This window comes from Micromonospora craniellae, from assembly GCF_014764405.1.
GTDB classification, from domain to species: domain Bacteria; phylum Actinomycetota; class Actinomycetes; order Mycobacteriales; family Micromonosporaceae; genus Micromonospora; species Micromonospora craniellae.
The window spans coordinates 5,982,742-6,004,163 of the sequence record NZ_CP061725.1 but is presented as its reverse complement, the minus strand read 5'-3'; the positions used below and the strand labels follow the sequence as shown (position 1 = coordinate 6,004,163).

At 71.8% G+C, this 21,422-nt stretch carries 21 protein-coding genes; 7 read left to right on the top strand and 14 right to left on the bottom strand.

The window, feature by feature from the left end:
* Positions 1-388: 388 nt before the first annotated feature.
* A complete protein-coding gene (locus tag ID554_RS33290; RefSeq protein WP_117230839.1) occupies positions 389-973 on the bottom strand; it encodes a hypothetical protein in 585 nt (194 codons plus the stop codon).
* A complete protein-coding gene (locus ID554_RS27220; protein WP_117230840.1) occupies positions 970-1,635 on the bottom strand; it encodes a hypothetical protein in 666 nt (221 codons plus the stop codon). Before ID554_RS27220 ends, ID554_RS33290 begins: the two co-directional genes overlap by 4 nt.
* A gap of 150 nt (positions 1,636-1,785) precedes the next feature.
* Between ID554_RS27220 and ID554_RS27215 the strand changes: the two genes are divergently transcribed.
* Positions 1,786-2,733 (top strand): FAD-dependent oxidoreductase, encoded by a 948-nt coding sequence (locus ID554_RS27215; RefSeq protein ID WP_117230841.1) that lies wholly within the window; start codon positions 1,786-1,788, stop codon positions 2,731-2,733.
* A 173-nt stretch (positions 2,734-2,906) separates the two neighbouring features.
* A complete protein-coding gene (locus tag ID554_RS27210; protein ID WP_117230842.1) occupies positions 2,907-4,667 on the top strand; it encodes a sugar ABC transporter permease in 1,761 nt (586 codons plus the stop codon).
* Between the two features lie 59 nt (positions 4,668-4,726).
* Here the strand turns inward: ID554_RS27210 and ID554_RS32100 are convergent, their stop codons facing one another.
* The 11 genes from ID554_RS32100 to ID554_RS27160 all read right to left on the bottom strand — a co-directional run bounded on the left by ID554_RS32100 (position 4,727) and on the right by ID554_RS27160 (position 16,786).
* Positions 4,727-5,635, bottom strand: a complete 909-nt coding sequence (locus tag ID554_RS32100; protein WP_223884281.1) for a discoidin domain-containing protein — start codon at positions 5,633-5,635, stop codon at positions 4,727-4,729.
* Positions 5,602-6,558 carry a hypothetical protein gene (locus ID554_RS32095; protein ID WP_223884280.1) on the bottom strand — a complete coding sequence of 319 codons (957 nt, stop codon included), beginning with the start codon at positions 6,556-6,558 and terminating at the stop codon, positions 5,602-5,604. The genes ID554_RS32100 and ID554_RS32095 overlap by 34 nt, the downstream gene beginning before the upstream one ends.
* Positions 6,462-7,046, bottom strand: coding sequence for a hypothetical protein (locus ID554_RS27200; RefSeq protein WP_191088641.1), 585 nt, complete (start codon positions 7,044-7,046; stop codon positions 6,462-6,464). The genes ID554_RS32095 and ID554_RS27200 overlap by 97 nt, the downstream gene beginning before the upstream one ends.
* Before the next feature lie 523 nt (positions 7,047-7,569).
* The gene (locus ID554_RS27195) at positions 7,570-8,493 is read right to left on the bottom strand and encodes an AEC family transporter (protein WP_117230843.1); all 924 of its coding nucleotides are present in this window, start codon (positions 8,491-8,493) and stop codon (positions 7,570-7,572) included.
* Positions 8,494-8,681: 188 nt separating this feature from the next.
* Positions 8,682-9,314 carry an HNH endonuclease family protein gene (locus ID554_RS27190; protein ID WP_223884279.1) on the bottom strand — a complete coding sequence of 211 codons (633 nt, stop codon included), beginning with the start codon at positions 9,312-9,314 and terminating at the stop codon, positions 8,682-8,684.
* 141 nt (positions 9,315-9,455) lie between these two features.
* Entirely contained in the window at positions 9,456-10,118 is a 663-nt protein-coding gene (locus ID554_RS27185) for a YceI family protein (RefSeq protein ID WP_117230845.1), read from the bottom strand.
* A 278-nt stretch (positions 10,119-10,396) separates the two neighbouring features.
* The gene (locus tag ID554_RS27180; RefSeq protein WP_117230846.1) at positions 10,397-11,428 is read right to left on the bottom strand and encodes a methyltransferase; all 1,032 of its coding nucleotides are present in this window, start codon (positions 11,426-11,428) and stop codon (positions 10,397-10,399) included.
* A complete protein-coding gene (locus ID554_RS27175) occupies positions 11,425-12,603 on the bottom strand; it encodes an aminotransferase class V-fold PLP-dependent enzyme (RefSeq protein ID WP_117230847.1) in 1,179 nt (392 codons plus the stop codon). The genes ID554_RS27180 and ID554_RS27175 overlap by 4 nt, the downstream gene beginning before the upstream one ends.
* A complete protein-coding gene (locus ID554_RS27170; RefSeq protein ID WP_223884278.1) occupies positions 12,600-13,841 on the bottom strand; it encodes a tryptophan 2,3-dioxygenase family protein in 1,242 nt (413 codons plus the stop codon). Before ID554_RS27170 ends, ID554_RS27175 begins: the two co-directional genes overlap by 4 nt.
* A 62-nt stretch (positions 13,842-13,903) precedes the next feature.
* Positions 13,904-14,605, bottom strand: coding sequence for a tryptophan 2,3-dioxygenase family protein (locus ID554_RS27165; RefSeq protein WP_117230849.1), 702 nt, complete (start codon positions 14,603-14,605; stop codon positions 13,904-13,906).
* Between the two features lie 246 nt (positions 14,606-14,851).
* Positions 14,852-16,786: a DUF1996 domain-containing protein gene (locus ID554_RS27160; RefSeq protein ID WP_117230850.1), complete on the bottom strand. Its 1,935-nt coding sequence runs from the start codon at positions 16,784-16,786 to the stop codon at positions 14,852-14,854.
* Between the two features lie 197 nt (positions 16,787-16,983).
* On the opposite strand from ID554_RS27160, the gene ID554_RS27155 reads away from it, so the two are divergent.
* The 5 genes from ID554_RS27155 to ID554_RS27135 all read left to right on the top strand — a co-directional run bounded on the left by ID554_RS27155 (position 16,984) and on the right by ID554_RS27135 (position 21,173).
* The gene (locus ID554_RS27155) at positions 16,984-17,769 is read left to right on the top strand and encodes a carbohydrate-binding protein (RefSeq protein WP_147333587.1); all 786 of its coding nucleotides are present in this window, start codon (positions 16,984-16,986) and stop codon (positions 17,767-17,769) included.
* A 113-nt stretch (positions 17,770-17,882) separates the two neighbouring features.
* Positions 17,883-18,686 carry a hypothetical protein gene (locus ID554_RS27150; protein ID WP_117230852.1) on the top strand — a complete coding sequence of 268 codons (804 nt, stop codon included), beginning with the start codon at positions 17,883-17,885 and terminating at the stop codon, positions 18,684-18,686.
* Between the two features lie 9 nt (positions 18,687-18,695).
* The gene (locus ID554_RS27145; RefSeq protein WP_117230853.1) at positions 18,696-19,904 is read left to right on the top strand and encodes a sensor histidine kinase; all 1,209 of its coding nucleotides are present in this window, start codon (positions 18,696-18,698) and stop codon (positions 19,902-19,904) included.
* Positions 19,901-20,575 (top strand): response regulator, encoded by a 675-nt coding sequence (locus ID554_RS27140; protein ID WP_117230854.1) that lies wholly within the window; start codon positions 19,901-19,903, stop codon positions 20,573-20,575. The genes ID554_RS27145 and ID554_RS27140 overlap by 4 nt, the downstream gene beginning before the upstream one ends.
* A gap of 121 nt (positions 20,576-20,696) precedes the next feature.
* Positions 20,697-21,173, top strand: a complete 477-nt coding sequence (locus tag ID554_RS27135; RefSeq protein ID WP_117230855.1) for a response regulator — start codon at positions 20,697-20,699, stop codon at positions 21,171-21,173.
* Here ID554_RS27135 and ID554_RS27130 read toward each other — a convergent pair.
* Positions 21,170-21,403 (bottom strand): hypothetical protein, encoded by a 234-nt coding sequence (locus tag ID554_RS27130; protein WP_147333588.1) that lies wholly within the window; start codon positions 21,401-21,403, stop codon positions 21,170-21,172. The two genes, ID554_RS27135 and ID554_RS27130, sit on opposite strands and share 4 nt — an antisense overlap.
* Between the last annotated feature and the right edge of the window lie 19 nt (positions 21,404-21,422).

The following is a 21,422-nucleotide window of genomic DNA, read 5'->3' as shown; positions in this document are numbered from 1 at the left end:
GTAGCGCGGCGAGAACCAGGGTGGGGCGGCTGCCGTCGGTCGTGTAGTAGATGGTGGCCGGTTCGCTGGTCTCGAACCGGACGTCCACCGGGCCCGCGTACCGGCCGCCGCCAGGCACGAGCGTGGACGTCGGCTTCTTCTTGTCCTTGCCCCACTCTGCGGCGATCCGAGACGTCCGAGGAACCGCCGACGTTCTGCGGCGTCACCACGGTCTGCCGGTGCGCCTTCACCTGCGACAGGATCCGCGCCGCCGACTGCCAGTAGAACGCCTCGTCGCCCAGCGGCGGGCGGGGTGTGGTCCTGCGCCTGGATCAGGACGCCCGGGTTACGGCCGTCGCGGTGCTTGCCGATCCGCAGCACCGGGATGGTGGCCGGACCACGGGGCACCTCACCCTCCGGTGCGCCGACCCGCTTCTGGTCCAGGAAGTCGGTCAGCGCCACCGGGCCGGTGGTCGGCGCCACGACGCCGGTGCCGGCGTTGCTGCGGTACGGATGCGCCCGGTCGATCAGCCCCTGCGACCGGGTTCGCAACGCCTGCGCCACCTCGGCGGCGGTGCTGGCCTGCGCGCCGCTGCCGTTCGTGGCCAGCACCACGCGCACCGCCGTGCCGGTCACCTCGACCGCGAGCGGCAGGTTCTCCCCCGCCCCGGTGCACGAACTCGACGGTGACGTCGTTACCGCCCTCGTGCCCCCACGCCGCCGAGTTGACCACGACCGCGGACTGCCCGGTCCCGCCGATGGTGGCCTGCGCCTTGCGCTGGTAGCCGTTCGTGCGGTGTGGCAGGTAGACGATCTCGGCGATCTGCGGGAACTGGCGGGCGATCTCCTCGGCCCGGGCGAAGAGTTGCTGCGGGTGCTTGTAGCCGTCGACGAAGTCCGACCGGTAGCCGGGGTTCGCGGTCAGCGGCGGGGTGCCGTCCTCCAGCCAGTCGGAGACCGCGCCGGTGACCACGCCACCGATCGAACTGGTCACCTGGATCCGGTCCGGACGGTGTCGAGTTTGAACAGGTTCCGGTGGAACATGTACTGCCCGGAGTCGACGAACCGGCTCATCGTCCGGGCGAAGGCGAACTCGGTGCCCTTGCCCGAGTCGTTCTCCACGTGCATCCCGACGATCGGCGCGGTCTGGCTGCCTTCCGTGGTGCGCGCCTCGACGTACAGGAAACCCTGACCCTTGGTGGTGAACCAGTCGGCGCGGGCGATCCGGACCGTGTTGTCGTGTCCGGCCGCCGCCAACGTGCGGGCGGCGGAGGCCGGCAGGCCCCCGTCGGCCTCGTCGCTCCACTCGAAGCCCTCGTCGTCGGCGAGGATCTTCACGCCCATCGCCTCCAGCGCCACGCGCTGCTCGGCGGTCACCGCCACCTCGCCCTCGATGCCGTCCGGCACGCGGGTGAGACCATGCTCGAGGTCGAACCCGGCGGCGACCACCTTGTCCACCATGTCGGCGCCGGACAACTGGACGCGGACGTGGCTGACCTGGTCGTGCGCGTCGAGATGGGACCGTAGGGTGTCGGCCGGACCACCCGGATCGGCGGGCACCGCGCCCACCGGCACGGGTGATGCCGCCGCCATGAGAACTCCGCCCACCAGGGCGGGCAGCGCGAAGAGCGCGAGACGCAGTCGTGTGCGTCGCATCTCCCCTCCTCCTGCTTGTGGCGTGTCACGCACGTCCATCGGTTGCCGTGAAACTAGCGGCGACGAACGAGAGCGATAGATCTTCACCTGCGCGGTTGAGGGAACCTTGAGAATTCCCCACGACCCGGAGGTGTGGTGTGATCTCCAGGTATGAGGGTCAGGGTCGTCGGTGCCGGTGTGGTGGGCCTGACCTGTGCCCTCCGCCTCGCGCAGGCGGGACACCGGGTCGACGTGATCGCCGCCGGGACGGGTGAGCAGACCACGTCGTCGGTCGCCGCGGCGCTCTGGTACCCCTACCGCGCCCATCCCCGGACCCGGGTGACCGGCTGGTCGGCCACCACCTACCGGGTGCTGTGCGGGCTGGCCGACGACCCGGCGACCGGCGTGCGGCTGCGCCTCGGGCGGGAGCTGTTCCGCCGACCCACCGCCGAGCCGTGGTGGCGGACCGCGGTGCCCACGCTGGACCGGGTCCGCGGCGACCGGCTGCCGCCCGGATACGTCGACGGGTACGAACTGACCGTGCCGGTGGTGGACATGGCACGGCACCTACCCTGGCTGCGGGACCGGTCGGTGCGCGCGGGCGTCGAGATCCGGCCCGGACGGGTGACCGCCCTTTCCGACGCCTTCACCGACGGCGTGCACGCCGTGGTCAACTGCACCGGCCTGGCGGCGCGGGAGCTGACCGGCGACAGCTCCCTCACCCCGGTACGCGGACAGGTCGTGGTGGTCACGCAGGTCGGCCTCGACGAGTGGCTGCTCGACCAGACCGACCCGGGGCGGCTGCGCTATGTCGTACCCCGGACGGACACGGTGCTGCTCGGCGGCACCGCCGAGGAGGGCGACGAGGACCGGCACGCCCGACCGGAGACGGCGGAAGAGATCGTGGCCCGCTGCACGGCGCTCGTCCCCGCGCTCGGCGCGGCCCGCGTCCTCGCGCACCGGGTGGGGCTGCGTCCCGCCCGACCGAGCGTCCGGCTGGAGACCGAACGGACCGCGCACGGCCCGGTGGTGCACTGCTACGGCCACGGCGGCGCCGGGGTGACGCTCTCCTACGGCTGCGCCGCCGAGGTCGCCGAGTTGGTGGCGGCGCTCGGCTGACCGCCGACAGCACGAGGCGGGCGCATGTAAGGAGGGGACCCCTGCTCTACCCCAGGCGTTAGCAGGGGGCCCTTCCTTGCATTGCGCACGAAAAGCACACGCTCCGGTGGCCCGGCTTGATCATTTCGCCTATCGTCGGGCCCGGCCAGGGATCCGACGAGGCGAGGAGCACCATGACCAGCCCGGTACTCTCCGTGACGACACCATCCACCCGACTGGGCACCGGCGCCCGCGTCGGCATCGGGCTCGTGCTGCTGCTTCCCGCCTTCCTCGCCCTGCTCTGGTCCTATCTGCTGCCCACCGGGCTGGCGATCTCGCGGTCGACGACCCGGGACAACCTGCTCGGCCCGCCGACCGACGTCGGTGCCGAGCACTACCGACAGCGCTTCGAGCAGGGCGTCGTCGGCGAGTACCGGATGACGCTGCTGGTGGCGCTCGTGCCGCTCGTGCTGGCCCTGGTGGTCGCCCCGCTGCTGGCCCTGCTCGCCGACCAGGCCGGGCGGCGGTCCCGGCTGGCGGCCCGCGCCCTGCTGGCCGTGCCGGTCGCCGGGTACGCCCCGGTGGCGCTGATCCTCGCCTGGCGCCTCGACCGCATCGAACCCGGACAGGCCCTGGACCGCCCGTACGCGACGCTCGTGGAGCTGACCGCGGTCGGCAGCGCCGGGCTGGTCGTCGCCGTCGCCACCACCGCTTTCCTCGCCACGCTGCGCGGCCGTCGCCGCCCGGCCGACGCGCTGCCCGCGGCGGCGACCGTGGCCGGCCTGCTGGTGCTCGGCATCGTCGCGGCCACGTTGCAGAGCTTCGTCGCACCGCTGCTGGCCGCCAGCAACCGCGCCCCGTTCCCGCTGACGACCATCGTCGTGCAGTCCCTGGCCCGGATGGACGTCGGCCGTGGTTCCGCCGACGCGGTGCTGCTGCTCGCCGTCCTGGCCGTGCTGGGCCTGGCCGCGACGACGCTGCTGCTGGTCACCCGCGCCCGGATCGAGCTCGCCGACACCCCGGCCCGCTACCCCATCACGTCCGCGCCGGCAGCGACCGCCGCACCGGCCTGGCCCGCGTCCGACGCCAGCACCCCGCCGCACAGCACCGCCGCCCTGGCCTGGCCGGCGTCCACCCCGCCGGACGCCGCGACCAGCGGGGACAGTGGCCCGACGAGCGAGGGCAGCGGCCCGGCCCGGATCGGGCTGGCCGTGGCGGGTCTGGTCGCCGTCGGCCTGATGCTGTGGGTAGCGTGGCCGTGGCTGAGTCGCAGCTTCCGGTTCACCAGCGACCTCGGCCCGGCGTCGACCACCGGTCTGCCCGAGTTGCTCATCTGGACCTGGCTGCCGACCCTGGTGACGACGATCGTCACGATCGGTGTCGCCGTGGCCGGCGGCTTCGCCATCGGCGGGCTGCGCCCGCTGGGCCGGTTCAGCGAGCTGCTCCTGCTGCCGTTCGCGCCGTGGCTGTTCGTCGGCACCGGGCCGCTCGCCATCGAGTCCTACCTGCGGACCCGCGACCTCGACCAGGTCAACACCTTCCTGGGGGTGATGCCGCCCGGCTGGGTCAGCATCCCGGCGCTGTTCCTCTTCACGCTGCTGTTCCGTGGGTTGGAGCCCGGCTGGCGGGCCGGCGGCGGGTTCGGCGGCACCATGCTCGCCCCGGCCGCACCGATGGTGCTGCTGGCCGGGCTGGTGACCTGGCTGGTCAGCTCCGGCCAACTGCTGTGGCCGTGGATCGTGGGACAGACCCCGGGCACCCGGACGGCGCCGGTCGAGGCGATGGCGCAGGGCACCACCGGCCGGATCAGCGCCGACGAACTGGCCCTCGGCGCGGTGCTCCCGCTGCCGTTGCTGCTGCTGTTCCTGGTCGCGCTGGTCGCGCTCCAGATGCGCTATCTCGACCGGCTGGCGATCCGGGTCGGTCGGGCACCGGAGCGCGCGGAGCACCCCTGACCGGCCCCGGACGCGGCGGTCAGGTGCACCACCCGCCCGCCGCGCCGGTCACCGACCGTTCATCCGGTCGCCTTTATCTCCAACAGTCCGACCGAGCCGGCGCCGCTCTCCAGCACCACCCGCAACCGGGTCGTGCTCACCGACGGGAACGTGACCCGGTTGTACTGGTGGAGCGCGATCGGATACCCGCCGACTCCCGGCACGTCGGCGTACGCGGTGCCGGTCCAGTACTGCAACCGCCACGACGCCGGCAGCCGCACTCCCCCGTTGTCGTCGAAGAAGTAGACCTCCGCCGCACCGAGGGTCTGCACGGTGGGCCAGGTCAGCTCCGCCCACTGCTGCCCCTGGTTCGGCCAGGTCCCCCAGCGCGGGTTGACCGTGTCGTTCGACGACGGCGGATCGATGCCGTCGTTGAGCGCGGCCACCGACTCCCAGGCTGAGGTGTACGACGCCGACGGTGTGGCCGCCCCGGCCAGGTTGCCCGACGGCGGTGGACCGCCGCCCCGGGCGTACAGCTTCAGCTCGGTCAGACCGGTGCGGAAGCCGGAGGCGTGGGTGAGCTGGACCCGGATCCGCTGGGTGCTGATCGGGGTGAACCGGACCCGGTTGTGGTTGGCCCGTGCCGCCGCCGGGGTCTTCACCTGGTTCGCGGCGTTGACCCAGGTGCTGCCGTTCCAGTACTGGACCTGATAGGACGCCGGTGCCCGGTAACGGTTGCCGGCCCGGTCGTCCCGGAAGTACAGCCAGGCGTCGTCGACGGTCCGGGTCTGACCGAGGTTCACCTCGTACCAGTCGGTGGCGTTCGACGACCCGGTACTCCCCCAGATCGGCGCGTTGGTGGGGAACCCGTCGACCGCCGCGCCGGTGGAGGTGCCCGAGGCGGTGTACGACGCCGTCGTCGTCGCGCCCTGGGCCAGGTTCGGCGTGGTCGAGGTCAGGTCGACGCCGGCTGCCCGACCGACAGCCACGGCCCGTACGAGTAGATCGGGTTGCGGAGGCACTTGAGGTCGTCGACGTGCATCGGCTGGGTCAGCACGATGGCGTTGGTGTAGCCGGTCACCCCCTCGATCGAGATGGGGAACTGGAAGTCCTGGCCCGGGATGTCGACGTCCAGGTGGTTGAAGCGCATCAGCCACCAGCGGTAGTAGATGTTCTTCTTGATGGCCGCGTCGGGCACGTCGATGTAGGGCACGTTCTCCGCCCACCAGCGGTGGTACTCGCGTACGTGGGTGGCGAAGGCGCTGGCCGGGGTGGCGTTGCGGTAACCGGTGTACTCGGTCAGCGACTCAGGGATCTCGTCGGTGACCACGCCCAGCTGCACCTTGGTGGTGACGCTCTGCCCCGCGCCAAGGGTCACCGACCGGTTCAGGCCGCCGCTGCTGACGGTGAAGCCGTCGGCGGAGAGGCGCGGCCGGATGGTGGTGGGGTTGTTCTTCACCTGCCGGCTGCCGCTCAGCTCGCTGCCGCTGCCCGAGGTGGCGTACGGCGAGGTGACCCGCAGTGGCACGGTGCTGCTGGCCGAGCCGGTGTTGGTGACGGTCAGGTTGGTCACCGCGACGATCTGGTTGGTGATGAACTTGGTGACGTCGACACGCAGCGAGCCTCCGGTGTACACGCTGCGCCAGTGGCTGGGCGCCTGCCAGCGCTGCGCCACCTGCTCGGTGAGGGTGCCCGAGCCGACCGTGACGGTGTAGGCGCCCTGGCTGCTGATGTTGTCCCAGTAGGCGGTGTTGCCGCCGAAGCCGATCACCGAGGGGTTGTGGGTGTACATGAACAGTCCCCGGCCCCGGGTCATCAGCCAGGTGCCGCCCGGGTCGTTGCCCGGGCGGGCCAGCAGCCGGTCCATCCAGAAGTCGGTGCCGCTGCTCTCGGCGTCGTAGATGGCCTGCATCGTGTCGCCGGTGGAGTAGCCTCACCGGCCACCGAGCAGGTCGACTGGTTCGGCGCGTCGACGTAGGCGCCGCCGTTCCAGTACTGCACCCGGCAGGAGGCGGGCAGGTCGATGCCCTGGTTGTCGTCGAACCAGTAGGTGGCCGTGCGGTTGATGTTCTGCGCGTTCGGCCAGCGGTACTCGATCCACTGGGCGCCATGCTGGGGCCAGTTGCCGTACGCCAGGTTGCCGCGGTCGGCGGAACTGGTCGGCACTCCGCCGTTGTTGATCGCGGCCAGGCTCTCCCAGGCGGACACGTGCGAGGTGGAGGCGGTGTTCATCCAGCCGGGGCCGTTGCCGTTGACCGAGGTGTACCAGTAGTACCGGCCGTTGCGGTGCTCGACCTCGCTGGCCCAGGCGTCCGAGCCAGCCCAGCCGAAGGTGCCGATGGTGGCGCGGGCGCCGTGGTGGTCCAGTTCGCCGCGTCGGTGGTGGAGAGCACGTGCCACTCGCGCATGACGAAGTTGTTGGTGCCCACCGGCGCCTCGTCGCGCCCGGCGTAGACGTACATCGTGTTGCCGACCACGAGCGGTGCGGGATCGGCGGTGTAGATGGTGGTGATGATGGGGTTGGCGGCCGTGGCGGGCGCCGTGAGGGCCAGGGTCGCGGCCAGCGCGGCGGCGCAGCCGGCGGCCAGGGTGCGGACAACGGGTCGTCGTCGCATCGAGGTCTCCAGTCGACGGGGACGGGGGCGGGACGGTGGTGGTGCCGGTGCCCGCGGATCGGCACCGGCGACGGGCCGACGCGGTGCGCGCCGACACGACAGATGATCGACAGACATCACTGTCAGCCGACAGCGTGCTCCCCGAAAACCATTTCGGCAAGAAGTTCGGCGGCCGGGATCGCGCCCCGACCCGACCTCCAACCGCCACCGGAAATCAGGTGGTGAAGGAAGCGCAATGGCCTCGGTGACGCCAACGCCGTGAGCCGAAAAGGATTCGAAAGCTTTTCGGGGTGCGGGGACGGCGGCGGTCAGCCGGCGAGCAGAGCCACGGCGATCAGCACCGGGACGGCGGTCACGGTCGACAGGAGGATCGCGTCACGGGCCAGCACCACGCCCCGGCCGTAGCGGACGGCGTAGACGAACACGTTCTGCGCCGTGGGCAGGGCCGCGGTGACCGTACAGGCCAGCACCAGCGGTGCGGACAGGCCGAGCCCGTAGCGGGCCACCAGGTAGGCGACCGCCGGGTGGACCAGCGTCTTGAGCACCACCGCGAGCCGGACGTCCCACGCGGTGTCACCGGAGCCGGGCGGCGGGGCCCCGCGCAGGGACAGTCCGTAGGCGAGCAGCGCGGCGGGCACCGCCATCGCGGCGACCAGCTCCACCGGTCGCATCAACGGCTCGGGCGGCGACCAGCCGGCGACGCTCACGGCCACCCCCAGGCCGCAGGCGACGGTGATCGGGTTCACCAGCGGCCGGACCGCCGCCCGGACCACCGACCGGCGCTCCCGCGCCGCCGCCGACTCCAGCACCGCGAACGCGAGCGGCGCCATCACGGCCACCTGGAACATCAGCACCGGCGCGACGAACGCGGCGTCGCCGAGGACGTAGACCGCGATCGGGATGCCGATGTTGCCCGCGTTGACGTACGAGGCGGCGAGGGCGCCGATCGTCGCCTCGGGCGCCGGTCGTCGCCACCAGAGCATCGCGACGGCCGCGAAGAGGGCCGCGACGACGGTGGTGCCGATCAGCGTGACGAGGAGGGCGGACGAGAAGACGGCGGACACGTCGGTGCGGGAGACGGTCTCGAAGAGCAGCGCGGGCGTCGCGACGAAGAAGGAGACCCGGGACAGCACGGCGGGCCCCTCCGGCCCCAGCAGCCCGATGCGCCCCACCAGGTAGCCGATCGCGATGACGGTGGCGATGACGGCAAAGCCCGTGAGTACGCCCCGCACCCGTGTTCCCCTCCGCGCCGATCCGCCCTCCGGAGACACCCCCCTGCCTCCGCGGATCAGCAGTAATGGTAAACGGGATTCAGTTTCTGGCGACGGAGCAGCCGACACCCGGATGTAAGGAAGGGACCCTTCCTATGCACGAGGCGTTAGCAGGGGGCCCTTCCTTACACGCAAGCCGGGTGGGGCGGTCAGCAGGTGTTGAGCATGCCGGTCAACGCCGACTTCTCCGCGCTGTCGACGGAGAGGCCGTAGTACCACTTCACCTGGATCCAGGCCCGGGCATACGTGCAGTGGAAGGCCGCTCGCGGCGGCTTCCACGCCGCCGGGTCCCGGTCGCCCTTGGAGGAGTTGACGCTGCCGGTGACCGCCCACAGCTCCGGCCCACCCAGGTCGTTGGCGTAGGTCTGCCGACGGGCGGTGGTCCAGGACCAGGCCCCGGAGCGCCATGCCTCGGCCAGCGGCACGACGTGGTCGATGGAGATCTCGGCCGGGTTCGTCCGGGTCACCCCGTCGTACGGGCTGTACCAGGACCCGGAGGTCGGGTAGCAGTTGGCGTCGACGACCACGTTGCTGCCGTCACGCTTGAGGACCTGCTCGCGGGTGTTGCAGGTGCCGGTGATCGTGATCCAGTGCGGGAAGAGATCCCGGCGGTAGCTGGACCGGTGTGACTCGGCGGCCACGGTCAGCGCGCCGAGCCGGCTCACCGCCGTGCTGTGCGACGGGATGTTGGGCGGGGTGGCGCCCGCCGGCGACGGGGCCACGACGAGGGACAGGGCGACGGCAGCCACCGTGGCGAGGGCGGCCGTACGGACGTGAGCCACTGGACGACTCCTGACTGTCACCTGCCGCGGCGGGTGGGGGCTCCCGCCTGACGGGAATGGCAGGCACAGCCGAATTGTCGCAGACATCGCGATCGATGGATGCGTTTCGGCCAGGAAGCTGCGGTGAACGCGGCGTGAAGGCTATGCCTGCCGGATCGCCTCACCGGCGATCTCGATACGGACGCTCTTGCCGACCAGCACCCCGCCGCTCTCCAGGGCCACGTTCCAGACCAGGCCGTAGTCCTCACGGTTGATCTCCGCCGTCGCGCTGAACCCGAAGATGTCCTGCCCGTACGGGTCACGCCGGGCACCGCCGAACTCGACCTGGAGGTCGACCGCACGGGTGATCCCCTTGACGGTCAACTCCCCGGCGAGCACGAACCGGGCGGTCGCCGGGGACGCCGGGGCGGCCGACTCCGGGCCCGCCCGCCGACCGAGGCGATGGTTCTTGAGCTTCGCCCAGTAGAAGATCGGATCGGTCTTCTCCAGCCGCGCAATTCCGGTACTGCGGTACTCCAGGGTGGGAAACGCCTCCACATCGAGGAAATCTGCGCTGCGCAGGTGAGTGTCCCGGTCGGTACTCGCCGTGTCGAGGCTGGCCGCTTGAATGGTCGCCTCGATCGTCGATCGAAGCGGGTCCTCGGCGACGAGGATCTGCGCGGTGGCGTCCCGGAACTCGCCGCGCACCGGGCTGACCATCATGTGCCGGGCGAGGAAACCGATTCGTTTGTGCGCCGGGTCGAGTCGGTAGGTGCCGGGGGCGGGAATGGACAACCCGTCCCAGATCCGTGTGGAGCCGGTCATTGCTCGCTACTTCCTCCCCGCCTCACGCAAGGCGCCCGCCGCCCGCCCCGGTACACCCGGGGACCGGTGGGATACGGACGATCATCTGGCGCCAGCATAGGGAGACCACAGGCGCTTCCACCTGCATCAGGGGTGCCGGTCGTGAGCACAATCACGGCCGCTGCCCCCTGCCCCGCCCGAAAGTGGGGACGATTCAATGAATCGGTCGGCAAATGGTGCACGGACCCGATCGCCGTACGAGAAGGGAATGGATCGCCCATTGCACGGCGCAGTGTGGCTCACCCCTGGCCAGCCGGTTTCCGGGCGGTCACCAGCTCCCAGGTGCCGGGCAGCACGGCCACCTCGGTGAAGCCGGTGTCGGCGAGCAGCGCGGTGTAGTAGCCGGCCTCGCGCAGCCGGCTCACGCAGGTGTCGACGCCGATCAGGAAGTAGCTCCAGAAGAACTGCATGGCCAGCCGGTCAGGGGTGCGGAACTCCTCGCAGATCAGCAGCAGGCCGCCCGGTTCCAGGGCCGCGTACGCCTGGGCCACGAGTCGCCCGGCCACCTCGTTGGGCCAGTCGTGCAGGACGCGGACGAAGGACATCGCGTCGTAGCCCCGGGGCAGTTCCCCGGTGAGGAAGTCGCCGCCGACGAAGCCGAGCCGGTCCGGATGGCCGCGGGCGATGCGGTTGCGGTCCACCAGCGGCGCCACCGCAGGCAGGTTGTACACGTCGGCACACAGCCCCGGCGCGGTGTCCAGGACGTGCGCGGCCAGGGTGCCGTCGCCCCCGCCCACGTCCAGCAGCCGGCGCCGGCCCGGCCAGAGGCGGGCGGCGTGCTGCCGTACCGCCTCGACGACCGGTCCGAGCCCGACGGCCATGCTGCGTTCGAAGTCGGCGGTCTGTGCGTCGGTCTTCGGTGGCCAGGCGAAGTCGTCGTCGCCGATGCTCACCTCGCCCCGCAGGCTGTCGGCGAGCCGGCCGTGCAGCAACCGCCACGGATAGCGGTCCCGGTCCCGTTCGACCGCGTCCGGGCCGACCACCGCCTCGACCGCCGCGCGCAGTCCGGGCACCGCCCGGTAGCGGGTGGCGCCGATGTCGTCGCTCGGCTCCTCCCGGACGAGGAAGCCGAGGCTCTCCAGGCAGTCCAGGAACTTGTACAGCCGCAGCGGGCGCACCTGGCAGCGGGCGGCCAGGGCGTCGAGGCGGACCGGGCCAGGTTCCAGCTCGTCGAGCAGCCCGAGCGCGAGCGCCGTCTCCAGCACGTCCATGGCCTTGGGCCCGTTGGCGAGCAGGCTCATCAACGCGCGCGGGGAGAGCGTGACGGTCATCGACCCAACTCCTTGCCCAACGCGTCCATGAACGCGTCGATCTCGTCGAGGGTGTTGTAGGCGTGCGGTCCGACCCGCAGGTGGCCGCGCCAACTACAGATCAGCTGCTGCGCGGCCAGCCGTCGCTTGACCGCCTCGCCGTCGGGCACATCCAGGAACACCACGCCGCCGCGCCGGTGCGCGGCGGTCGGGCTGACCACGGCGATGCCGGCCTGCGCGGCGCGGTCCAGGACCCGCTGGGTGAGGGCGAGCGAGTGCCGACGGATCGCCGGTACGCCGACCCCGGCCAGCAGGTCCAGCCCGACCTGGGAGACCAGCGACGTCAGCGGGTACGGCGTGCCACCGGCGAACCGGCGCGCGCCGGGGGCCCAGCCGGTGGAGGGCTGGAAGGTCAGCGCCCGGTCGCCGGCCTGCCAGCCGGTCGCCGCCGGTTCCAGGTGCGGCACCAGGTCGGGCCGGAGGTAGAGGAAGGCGGTGCCGACGCCGCAGAGCCACTTGTTCGCGCCGCCGAGGACGGCGTCGACGCCCAGCGCGGTGACGTCCAGCGGCACTACCCCGACGGTCTGGAAGGCGTCCACCACCACCAGCGCGCCGACCCGGTGGGCTGCCTCCACCAGCCGGGGCAGGTCCACGGTGGCGCCGGAGGTGAAGGCGGCGTGCGTGACGCACACCAGCAGCGTCCGCTCGTCCAGGCGGGCCTGGAGGGCGTCCTGGTCGAGGTCCGGTCCGCCGGTGCCGACCACGTCGAGTCGCGCGCCGTAGCGACCGAACGCCCGGAAGACGAACGGGACCGTCGGAAACTCCAGGTCGGTGATGACCACCCGGTCGCGGGGCGGCCGGTAGTCGAAGCAGGAGGCCAGCCGGGCCAGCAGCGTACTCAGGTTGGCGTCGGTGACCACGCTGCCCGGTGGCGCGCCGAGCAGGGCGGCCACCGAGTCCGCGTACCGGTCGAGACCGACGTGCCAGTCCTGCCAGGCGTCGTCACGCCAGGTGCGCAGCGTGTCCCAGTAGTCGTGCAGCACCCGCTCGGCACCGGCGGGCACCGCCCCCGTGGAGTTGTTGTTCAGGTAGACACAGGAACGCAGCAGCGGGAACTCGGCGCGCAGCGCCGCGTGCACGGCCGGGTCGAGGCAGGCCGGCGTGTCGGGGCCGGGCGGGAGGTCGGCGGGGTTCACTCGGGACGGTCTCCAGTCGGACGAGGCGGGTAGGGGTCGACGGCGTCGAAGACCGGCAGGTCGCGTACCGCCGCCAGGTAGGGCGTGCCCTCGGTGTAGCCGGTGCCGGGACGGCGGCCCAGCATCCGCACCGCCACCCCGTAGTGGGTTCGCCGCCACTGCGCCAGGGCCTCGGCGAACCTGCCCATGCCGGCCGCCACCATGCGGCGCGCCGGTTCGGCCAGCCGGCCCTCGTGGACCGCGCGGCGGTACGCCTCGTCGACGGTCGGCTGGCCGTCGCGTACCCGGGCGCGGACCTCCGGCACCGACCGGTAGGCCACCGAGTCCAGCCGCTGCGGCGCGGGGGTACGGCACAGCGACTCCACGAGCTTGTACGACCGGGACTGGATGGCGCTGGCACCCTCGGTGTACTGCCGGAACGTCTGAAACGCGGCGGGCTGCATGGTGGCCAGCAGCGAGAACAGCGAACCGGCGGTGCCGAGCAGCTCGCGGGCGTACCCGAGCCGGTCGACCGCCGGGGCGGGCGACCCGGTGTGCAGGGCGACCACCACGGCCCGGAGTTCGTCGGCGACTCCGGCGAAGACGCACTCGTAGGCTTGCAGCACCCGGATGAACAGGTACTCGTCGTGGGTCACGTGGACCGGCAACATGCTCAGCCGCAGCGGCGGGTCGCCGGTGGTGTCGAGGCCGGCGGCGACGGTGGCCAGCGCGGTGGCGGCGGTGGCGGGCGTGGCGTCGTCGATCGTCTCGGTCAGGCCGAGCCGGGCCAGGGCGGGCATGGCGGCGCGGACACCGAGCCGGCAGCGCTTGGCCACCACCGCCCGCCCCGGGCGCTGCTCCGGCAACAGTCCGGTGACCTTGGCGGCGCTCGCCAACTCGAAGGTCACCGCGTCGGCGACCAGCCGGACGACGAGCCGGTCGCGGACCCGCCGGGCGTCTCCCCCACCGACGGGTGGCGGATCGTCCGTCCCGTCGGGCAGCCGGAGCAGCCGCAGAGCGAGGTAGCTGCGGTAGTCGTAGCGGCCGTCCCACTTGTCCAGGGCGACGTCGAGGAAGTCGCGCAGCAGCCGGGCCCGCTCGTCGTGCCCGGCCACCCTCGCGCGCGCCTCGTCCAGCCGGGCGAGCAGCTCCTTGTCGACGAAATGTTTGCCGACCCGGTGAAATGCGTCGACCACCGGGTCGTAGGGAAATGCACCGGGATCGGCCACGCCCGCCGACCAACTCGTCAATTCGCGCACGGAACCGCACCTCGACATTCCGAAGAGGATCGCAACCGGGTCGGCCGAGGGCCGAGGAAAAATCAGTGCAGGGCGGCGGATTCCGTGTCGGGGGTGCGTAGACGCACCTGCCACAATTCCGGAAAGAATCGGTGCCCGACGAGTTTGGCGAGCATGTTCGCCGGGCTGCCCGGGGTGCCGGCCGGTGGGTGACCGCCGATCCGCAGCGCCACCTGGTAGTGCCGCACCCGCCACGAGGACACCCGCTCGTCCCACTCCACCATGGCCTCGGCCAGCCGGTGCGTCGGGTCCGTCGGGTCCAGGTCGGGCAGCGCGGCCGGGGCGGTCCCCCGGGCGTCGAGATGGTCTTGGAAGGCCCGGCCGAGTCGCCGGCTGAGCGTCTGGACCTGCCGCCACCCCGGTGACTCGGCGCCGGACCCGTTCCCCAACGCAGGCTGCATGGCCTGAAAATCCGCTGGCGAGAGGTGCCGGAGCATCTCCATCTGGTCGGTGACCAGCCGGATGCCCAGGGTCGCCCGACCCAACAGCGCCTCGGCCGTCACCAGTTCCCCGGCGTCCACCCGGGCCGCCGTCTCGGCCAGCTCGGCCGCCGCCAGCTTCAGCCACAGCTCCGTGGACTGGTGCACCACCTGAAACAGCAGCTCGTCGCGGTGGATCATCTCCTCTGGGGACCGCTGCAGACCGAGCAACGCCTCCGTACGCATATAACGCGCGTAGTCCGTGGCACCGTCGCCAGGCAACACAGGTGACTGGTCACGCTTCACGGAATTGTCCCTCCACCGGCGGCACACCCCGAATTGGCGATGTCACTGAACTGACGACCGGGATATTATCCAACGTGGATCTCCTTGCGCTAGACGTTGCCGGAACATCACCGTGAGTCAACCACCGCCGGGCCAAGGAGGAGAGACCGCCGGCCGATTATCATATTGACTGATATCAGTCAACCTGACAGGGCGAGGCGGCGTGGACCTGGACCGGGCCACGCCCGCCTCGTCGCATGGGAGAACTCAGCCGGAGAAGACGGTGAACTCCGCCACCGACCACCAGTTGCTGGCCGAACCCGTCTGCACCACCCGCACGTAGCGGGCGTCCCGGGCCTCGAAGTCCACCAGCGTCTGGTTCGTGAAGCCCTTGCCGCTGGCGACCGGACCGGTCCAGTTCCTTCCGTCGGTGGAGAGGAGCACCTGGTAGCCCCGGGCGTGGTCGTCGCCGGTGGAGAGCAGCGAGAGACCGCTGACCGTACGCACCGACCGCATGTCGACGGTGAACGACTGCCCGTTGGCCATCGGCGCCCCGGAGGTCCACCGGGTGCCGGTGTCACCGTCGAACATCCGCGCCGGGGTGCCCGCGCCGCCGCCGGAAGCGGTGGCGGTCCAACCGGTCCGGTCCAGGACGGTACGGCTGCCGGGCACCTGGTACTGCTCGTCGAGGGCCGCGCCCGCACCGGGCTCGAACTGGTCGAAGCCCCGGCTGTCGCACTGGCGGCCGGCGTTGATGCAGTGCTTCACCAGCGCGGCCAGGGTCGGCGTGTCCCACACGTTGTAGAAGTCGTAGTGGAACGAGTAGCCCCGCCCGCTGGAGAGCCGCACCTGCGACATGTCACCGCTGACCGGCCAGGCCATCTTGAACTCGATCATCGGCACCGCGACCGGGTGGCTGGTCGGGCAGGCGCCGTTGACCGGGTACACGATGTGGCTTACGTGGTCGGGGGTGTCCAGGTGCCGCCCGTCCCAGCAACTCGGCGCCTGCATCCGGACGTTGAGCTGGGAACCTGCGGGGCAGTTCGCCGGGAAGTCCACGTTGTCGTAGCTGTTCCCGCACTCCCAGCCCTTCTGGTAGGCCGGCGAGGACTCGAACTGCGCGGCGGTGGTCATCGGGCTGCCGACGAGGAACCGCAGGCCGGGCGGGAACGGACGGACGCTGGTGTAGTCGCGTACGCCGCTCTTGTAGTAGATGACCTGCGGGCCCCGAGGTACGACCGGCGTGTTCCCGTTGAGCAGCGTCGGCATCCAGTAGCCCGACTTGTCGCCCGGCACCCGGCAGGTGGTCCCACCCCTCGGCAGCGACTCCATGGTGCTCGCCGCGTTCGTCGTGGTGTTGCCCATGAAGGTGTGGTCGTGCGACGCCCCGGGCCGGTTGAAGAAGACGATCGGGTCGTCCTCCAGCCGGTGGCTGACCGCGCAGTTGGCCTGGAACTCGCGGTGGTCGCGGCGGGGCGGGTTCGCCGTCGAGGGCGTCACACCGGTGACCGGCCGCTCGGCGAGCACGTAGTCCGCGGGGCTCGGCGCGACAGTGCCGTGGCCCGCCGGGTGCGACTGGCTCGGGCTGCTCGGTCCCGGGGTGCTGGATGCGCTGGGCGTGCCGGAGGCGGCCCCCGACGTCTGCGGGGCGCCGGGGGTGGCGCTCGCGTCGGTCAACGCCCCGAACACCTGGAACTCCCACAGCGAGTAGCCGTACCCGGTGGCCCGCTTCGTGCCGTACATCCGCACGTACTGGCCCTCGCCGGACACGTCGAGGCGCTGGGTGCCGCCGGCGCCGGTGCTGGTCCGGTAGATCGAGGTCCAGGCCAGCCCGTCCGGCGACACCTGGATCTCGAACTCGGTGGCGTACGCGGACTCCCACTGCAGGACCACGCTGTCGATCCGGGCCGGTGCGCCCAGGTTCACCCCCAGCCACTGCGGGTCGGTGAACGTGCTGGACCAGCGGGACCTGGTGTCGCCGTCGACCGCGCGCTCGGCGGACCAGCGGTCACCCTCGCTGGACGAGGCCGTGGCGGGCTTGCCCTGGGACAGCGGGGTCTCCGCGCCGGCGGCCAGGCGCAGCGGTCCCATCGCGGTCCAGGAGGTGAGCGCGGCGGTGACGGCGAGGGTCACCGCCACCATCCAGTACCGCCAGCGCGGCCGGCGGCGCGGCCCGGACGCGGGCAGGTCGCGGGTTGGCATGGAACCTCCGAGGTCTCGATCCGTTCGTCGGCGACGAATGTCGCGGTACGCTAACCACGCCCGGCCACCCGGGGAATGAGGCGTAGGACCCAGCTCTGGGCCGTCCAGGGCCCAGCGGACCGGCCCTTGACCACTTTGGGCCCGACTGGGTCTTTCGGCTCAGGAACGGGCACCGCCCGGCGTCTACCGTCGGGGCCATGTCTGCGGCAAGCGATGATCAACCCGGTCCGACCGGTCCCGGACTGTGGCGGTTGGTCGGCGCGGCCGCCCTGGCCTGTCTCGGCGTGATCGTGTTGTGGTCCACGTTCCGGCAGCCGGAACCGCCGGACGGGAGCATGCGCGCCCTGGACCAGATGCCGTCGCAGGCACCGGTGGAGCCGTCCACCCCGCCGGCCCTGTCGCCGCTGGGTGCGGAGGACGGACCGACCCCGAGCACCACCCCGGAGAGCACGGTGTCCGCCGCCACCACCACCGGCCCGGCCTCGCCGTCGCCCGGCCGGACGACCGCCGGGCCGTTCCCGGCCGCCACGACGCCGGGCACGCCAGGCACGCCGGTCCGGCCGACGCCCGCCGCGGCCGCTCCGAGCAGCACGCCGAGCCGGAGCCCGGCCGCGCAGTTCCGGCCGGTCACCGTCCAGGCCGAGGCCCCCGGCAATCTCCGCAGCGGCGGCGCGGAGACCGCCTACTGCGACTCCTGCGACGGCGGCGCCCGGGTTCGCTATCTCGGCCGACTCACCGTCTATCTGGACGTGGCGGCCGCCGGGTCGCGCACCGTGACGGTGGGCTACACGGCCGACGGCCCCCGGGACCTGAAGGTGGTCGTCAACGGTGGCGCACCGCAGACCTTCACCGTGACCGGAGGTGGCTGGGAGACGCCGCGCAGCTTTCAGTTCACCTCACAGATACCTGCCGGCCGCACCGCCGTCACGTTCTACAACGACAGCGGCCCACCGCCGGACATTGACAAAGTCACGGTCAGCTAACAGCGACCCTTGCCGAGGCAACTACACATGGGTGTTGTGTACATTCGCTGCCGTGCTTACGGAGAAGCGGGCCCCTCGTCCGATTCCTGACTCCCGACTCAGGGGGTTCCACGGTGCCGTCTGACCCGCCCTCGGACAGCAGCGGCCCTGACCAGCGGTTCCTCGACACCTCGACGGACTCGACATCCCTGCGGGTGCCTCTCTGGGCGGGGATCGGCAGCCTGGCCGGCGCCATGGTGCTGGCCGCGGTCCTGATCCCGCCGTTGATCCTCTCGAACGACGGCGACGGTCGGTCGGACTCCACGCAGAGCCAGGGCGACCCGTCGAGCGCCCCGCCCAGCGTGACCGGTCAGGAACCCGCCGGCCCCACCGCCCCGACCGAGCCCGGGCGGACACCGAGCCACCGCCCGAGCGCGACACCGCACTCGGGCGGTGGCGGTACGGCCCTGCCGGCTCCGGAGGCCACACCGTCGCGGAGACCCGCGACGACCGGTACGACGAGCCGGAGCCCCGGCCCGACCGCCACCACCGGCGCCACCACCGGCGCCGAGCCGTTCTCGCCGCTCACCGTGCAGGCCGAGGCTGCGGGCAACACCCTCGGCGGCGGTGCCAAGGTCGCCACCTGTTCCGCCTGCGACGGCGGCGCCCGGGTGCGCTACCTGGGCACCCTCACCGCATACTTCGACGTCCCCGAGGCCGGTCGCCGGACCGTCACCGTGGACTACACAGCGGACGGCTTACGGGACCTCCGGGTCTCCATCAACGACGCCGGCCAACACTCCTTCTCCGTCACCGGCACGGACTGGGACTCGCCGCGCAGCTTCCAGTTCGACGCGACCGTCCCGGCCGGACGCGTCGCGGTCCGGCTCTGGAGCGACAAGCCGGCACCTGACATCGACAAGATCACGATCAGCTGACGACAACGGATGAGCCGGTTCGTCGCGTATGCCGCTCTCTGCCGGGCAGTCCTGCTCGGCCGGCTCGTCGTGACCATCGCCGCCGTCGGAGTGGGACTGCGGCTGGTCGACGACACGTGGGCGGCGGTCATCACCCTCGGGTTGATCACCGCGACGACGGCGGTGCAGGTCACCGTGCTGAGCACGTGGCCGAACACGATCCGGTGGCGATTGAGTTTCCTCGCGCTCGACGCCGCCCTGATGGTCACCGTGCTGGTGGTCAGCGGCGGCGGGATCGGCTTCTTCTGCTACGCGGCCGGCCACGCCGCCCTCACCGGCGCACTGCTGGGTACGCACGGGCTGCCACTGTGGGCCGTCAACGCGGTCCTCGGCTTCGCCGTCGCGACGCAGCTGCTGCGCGCCGACGGCGGCGCGGCCGGCGCCTCGGTCGCCGTACCCTTCATGCTCGCCTTCCCTATGATCAACATCGTCTGCGGGTTCGGGGCCGCGGTGGCCACCGCCGCGCTCGCCCGCTACATCGAGGCGACGGTGGCGACGGTGACCTCCGCACAGCGGTCCGCCGCCGCCTCGGAGCGGGCGCGCCTCGCCCGCGAGCTGCACGACTCGGTGGCCAAGACGCTGCGCGGCGTCTCCTTCGCCGCGGTCGCGCTGCCCGGTCTGCTCCGTCGCCAGCCGGACCTGGCCGAGCAACTCGCCGGCACCGTCTCCGAGGGGGCCGACGCGGCCGTCCGCGAGGCCCGCGACCTGCTCGCCGGCCTGCGTCGTGACCTGCCGGACCGGCCCTTCCCGGATAACGTGAGGAGCATCTGCGCCCAGTGGTCGACGCGCAGTGACGTCCCGGTCCAGGTGATCGCGCACGCGGTCGAACCTCCCGTGGCGGCCCGCTACGAACTCGCCCAGATCCTCAGCGAGGCGTTGCAGAACGTGACCCGGCACGCAGAGGCGACGCTGGTCCAGGTAGTACTCCACCGCTCGGAGGCACATGTGGAACTCACCATCACCGACGACGGCAGGGGTTTCCCGATGCCCGGGGATCTGACCGGCCTCTCCGGCGCGGGCAGCTTCGGGATCGTCGGCATGGCCGAGCGGGCCCACGCCGTCGGCGGCACCCTGCGCGTCGAGTCCCGCGTCGGTCGGGGCACCCGGGTGGTGGCACGGGTTCCGCTGTCCGGCCCGGTGCCGGAGTCCGGCCGCGCCCGCCAGGTGGCCTCCCGATGATCGACGTACTGATCGTCGACGACAATCCGATCGTCCGGACCGCCATCCGCGGTTACCTCGCCAGCGCCGAGGACGTACGCGTGGTCGGTGAGGCCCCGGACGGGCGGACCGCGGTGGCCGTGGCGGCCCGGCTGCGTCCGACCGTGACCCTGCTCGACCATCGCATGCCGATCGCCGACGGGCTGAGCGTCGTGCACCAGCTCGCCCAGCAGAGTTCCGTGCTGGTGTTGACGAGCGACTCCGACGACGAGCTGATCGCCGGGATGCTGCGCGGCGGCGCCAGCGGATACCTCGTGCACGGCGAGTTCGAGCCGGCCGAACTGCTGCGCGCCGTGCAGGCGGTCGCCGCCGGCCAGGGCTGGCTCTCCCCCCGGGGCGCCTCGGTCACCATCGCGGTGCTGCGCGAACAGGCAAACCGGGAACGCGACACGGTGGGCCGGGCCGAGCAGATCCAGATGATGCGGCAGGACTTCGGCCTGACCCGGCGGGAACAGGAGGTGGTCGAACTGCTCTGCGCCGGACACTCGAACGCGGCGATCGCCCGACGCCTGCTGCTCACCGAGAAGACCGTGAAGAACCACCTCAACCACGTCTTCGCCAAGCTGCGTGTGACGAACCGCACGGAGGCGGTGGTGCGCTGGTCGGGCCCGGACGGCACGCCGGATCGGTGACGGGCTGAACGCGGCGCGCCCCGGCACCGTTGTGTGGTCGGTGGTGACGTCGCACCGCCCGAGACCGACGGGAGCGGGGACCGGATGGCAGCCGTATCAGCCCAGGCGCGACATCGGCGTGATGGCTAGTCGGCAGGTACGCGCGGCCGGTCGCACCGCGCCGACGATCAGGGTGTTGATCGCGCATCCGCACCCGGGCGAGCGTTCGGTGATCCGCACCGTGCTCGATACCGGGGAACAGATCCGGGTGGTCGCCCTCACCGGCGACGCCGGTGAGGCGGTGACACTCGCCGATCGGATGCGGCCCACCGTGACGTTGCTCGACGATCGGATCACCGCGCCCGAGGGCACCGACCTGGTGCGGGCGTTGGCCCGGCGATCACCGGTGATCGCGTTGACCGCCGCCACCGAACACCGCGCCATCAGCACCATGCTGCGTGCGCCGTTCAAGGGCTGCCTGGTGTACGGGCACCACGAGCCGGCGGACCTGCTCGGTGCGGTACGGGCCGTCGCGGCCGGGCTGGGATGGCTGTCACCGGTAGCGGTGGCGGCGGTCGCCTGGGCACTGCGCGAGTCCACCCGACCGCCGGTCCCCTAGACCGTGGGAGTTGCGGGCAGGTGGCGGCTGCGTAGCTCGTCCTGGAAAGCGGCGATCCGTTCGGGGTGGCCGTAGAGGTCCGCGTACTGCGGCACGGTCGTCTGCGTCGTCGGATCGAGCATCGATCCGACGACGGCGAGTTCGAACAGGAGCGGAACGAGACTGATCCCCTTCTCGGTCAGCGAGTAGGCGCCTTGCATCCCGCACGGGACGTCCTCCTTGGTCAGCATGCCCATGGTAAACATTCAG

Bases quoted from the DNA above. Each gene is read 5' to 3' on its own strand.
- ID554_RS27220 (WP_117230840.1), bottom strand. From the start codon at position 1,635: ATGCGACGCACACGACTGCGTCTCGCGCTCTTCGCGCTGCCCGCCCTG.
- ID554_RS27215 (WP_117230841.1), top strand. From the start codon at position 1,786: ATGAGGGTCAGGGTCGTCGGTGCCGGTGTGGTGGGCCTGACCTGTGCC.
- ID554_RS27210 (WP_117230842.1), top strand. From the start codon at position 2,907: ATGACCAGCCCGGTACTCTCCGTGACGACACCATCCACCCGACTGGGC.
- ID554_RS32095 (WP_223884280.1), bottom strand. From the start codon at position 6,558: ATGCAGGCCATCTACGACGCCGAGAGCAGCGGCACCGACTTCTGGATG.
- ID554_RS27185 (WP_117230845.1), bottom strand. From the start codon at position 10,118: ATGACCGGCTCCACACGGATCTGGGACGGGTTGTCCATTCCCGCCCCC.
- ID554_RS27180 (WP_117230846.1), bottom strand. From the start codon at position 11,428: ATGACCGTCACGCTCTCCCCGCGCGCGTTGATGAGCCTGCTCGCCAAC.
- ID554_RS27160 (WP_117230850.1), bottom strand. From the start codon at position 16,786: ATGCCAACCCGCGACCTGCCCGCGTCCGGGCCGCGCCGCCGGCCGCGC.
- ID554_RS27155 (WP_147333587.1), top strand. From the start codon at position 16,984: ATGTCTGCGGCAAGCGATGATCAACCCGGTCCGACCGGTCCCGGACTG.
- ID554_RS27145 (WP_117230853.1), top strand. From the start codon at position 18,696: ATGAGCCGGTTCGTCGCGTATGCCGCTCTCTGCCGGGCAGTCCTGCTC.
- ID554_RS27140 (WP_117230854.1), top strand. From the start codon at position 19,901: ATGATCGACGTACTGATCGTCGACGACAATCCGATCGTCCGGACCGCC.
- ID554_RS27135 (WP_117230855.1), top strand. From the start codon at position 20,697: ATGGCTAGTCGGCAGGTACGCGCGGCCGGTCGCACCGCGCCGACGATC.
- ID554_RS27130 (WP_147333588.1), bottom strand. From the start codon at position 21,403: ATGCTGACCAAGGAGGACGTCCCGTGCGGGATGCAAGGCGCCTACTCG.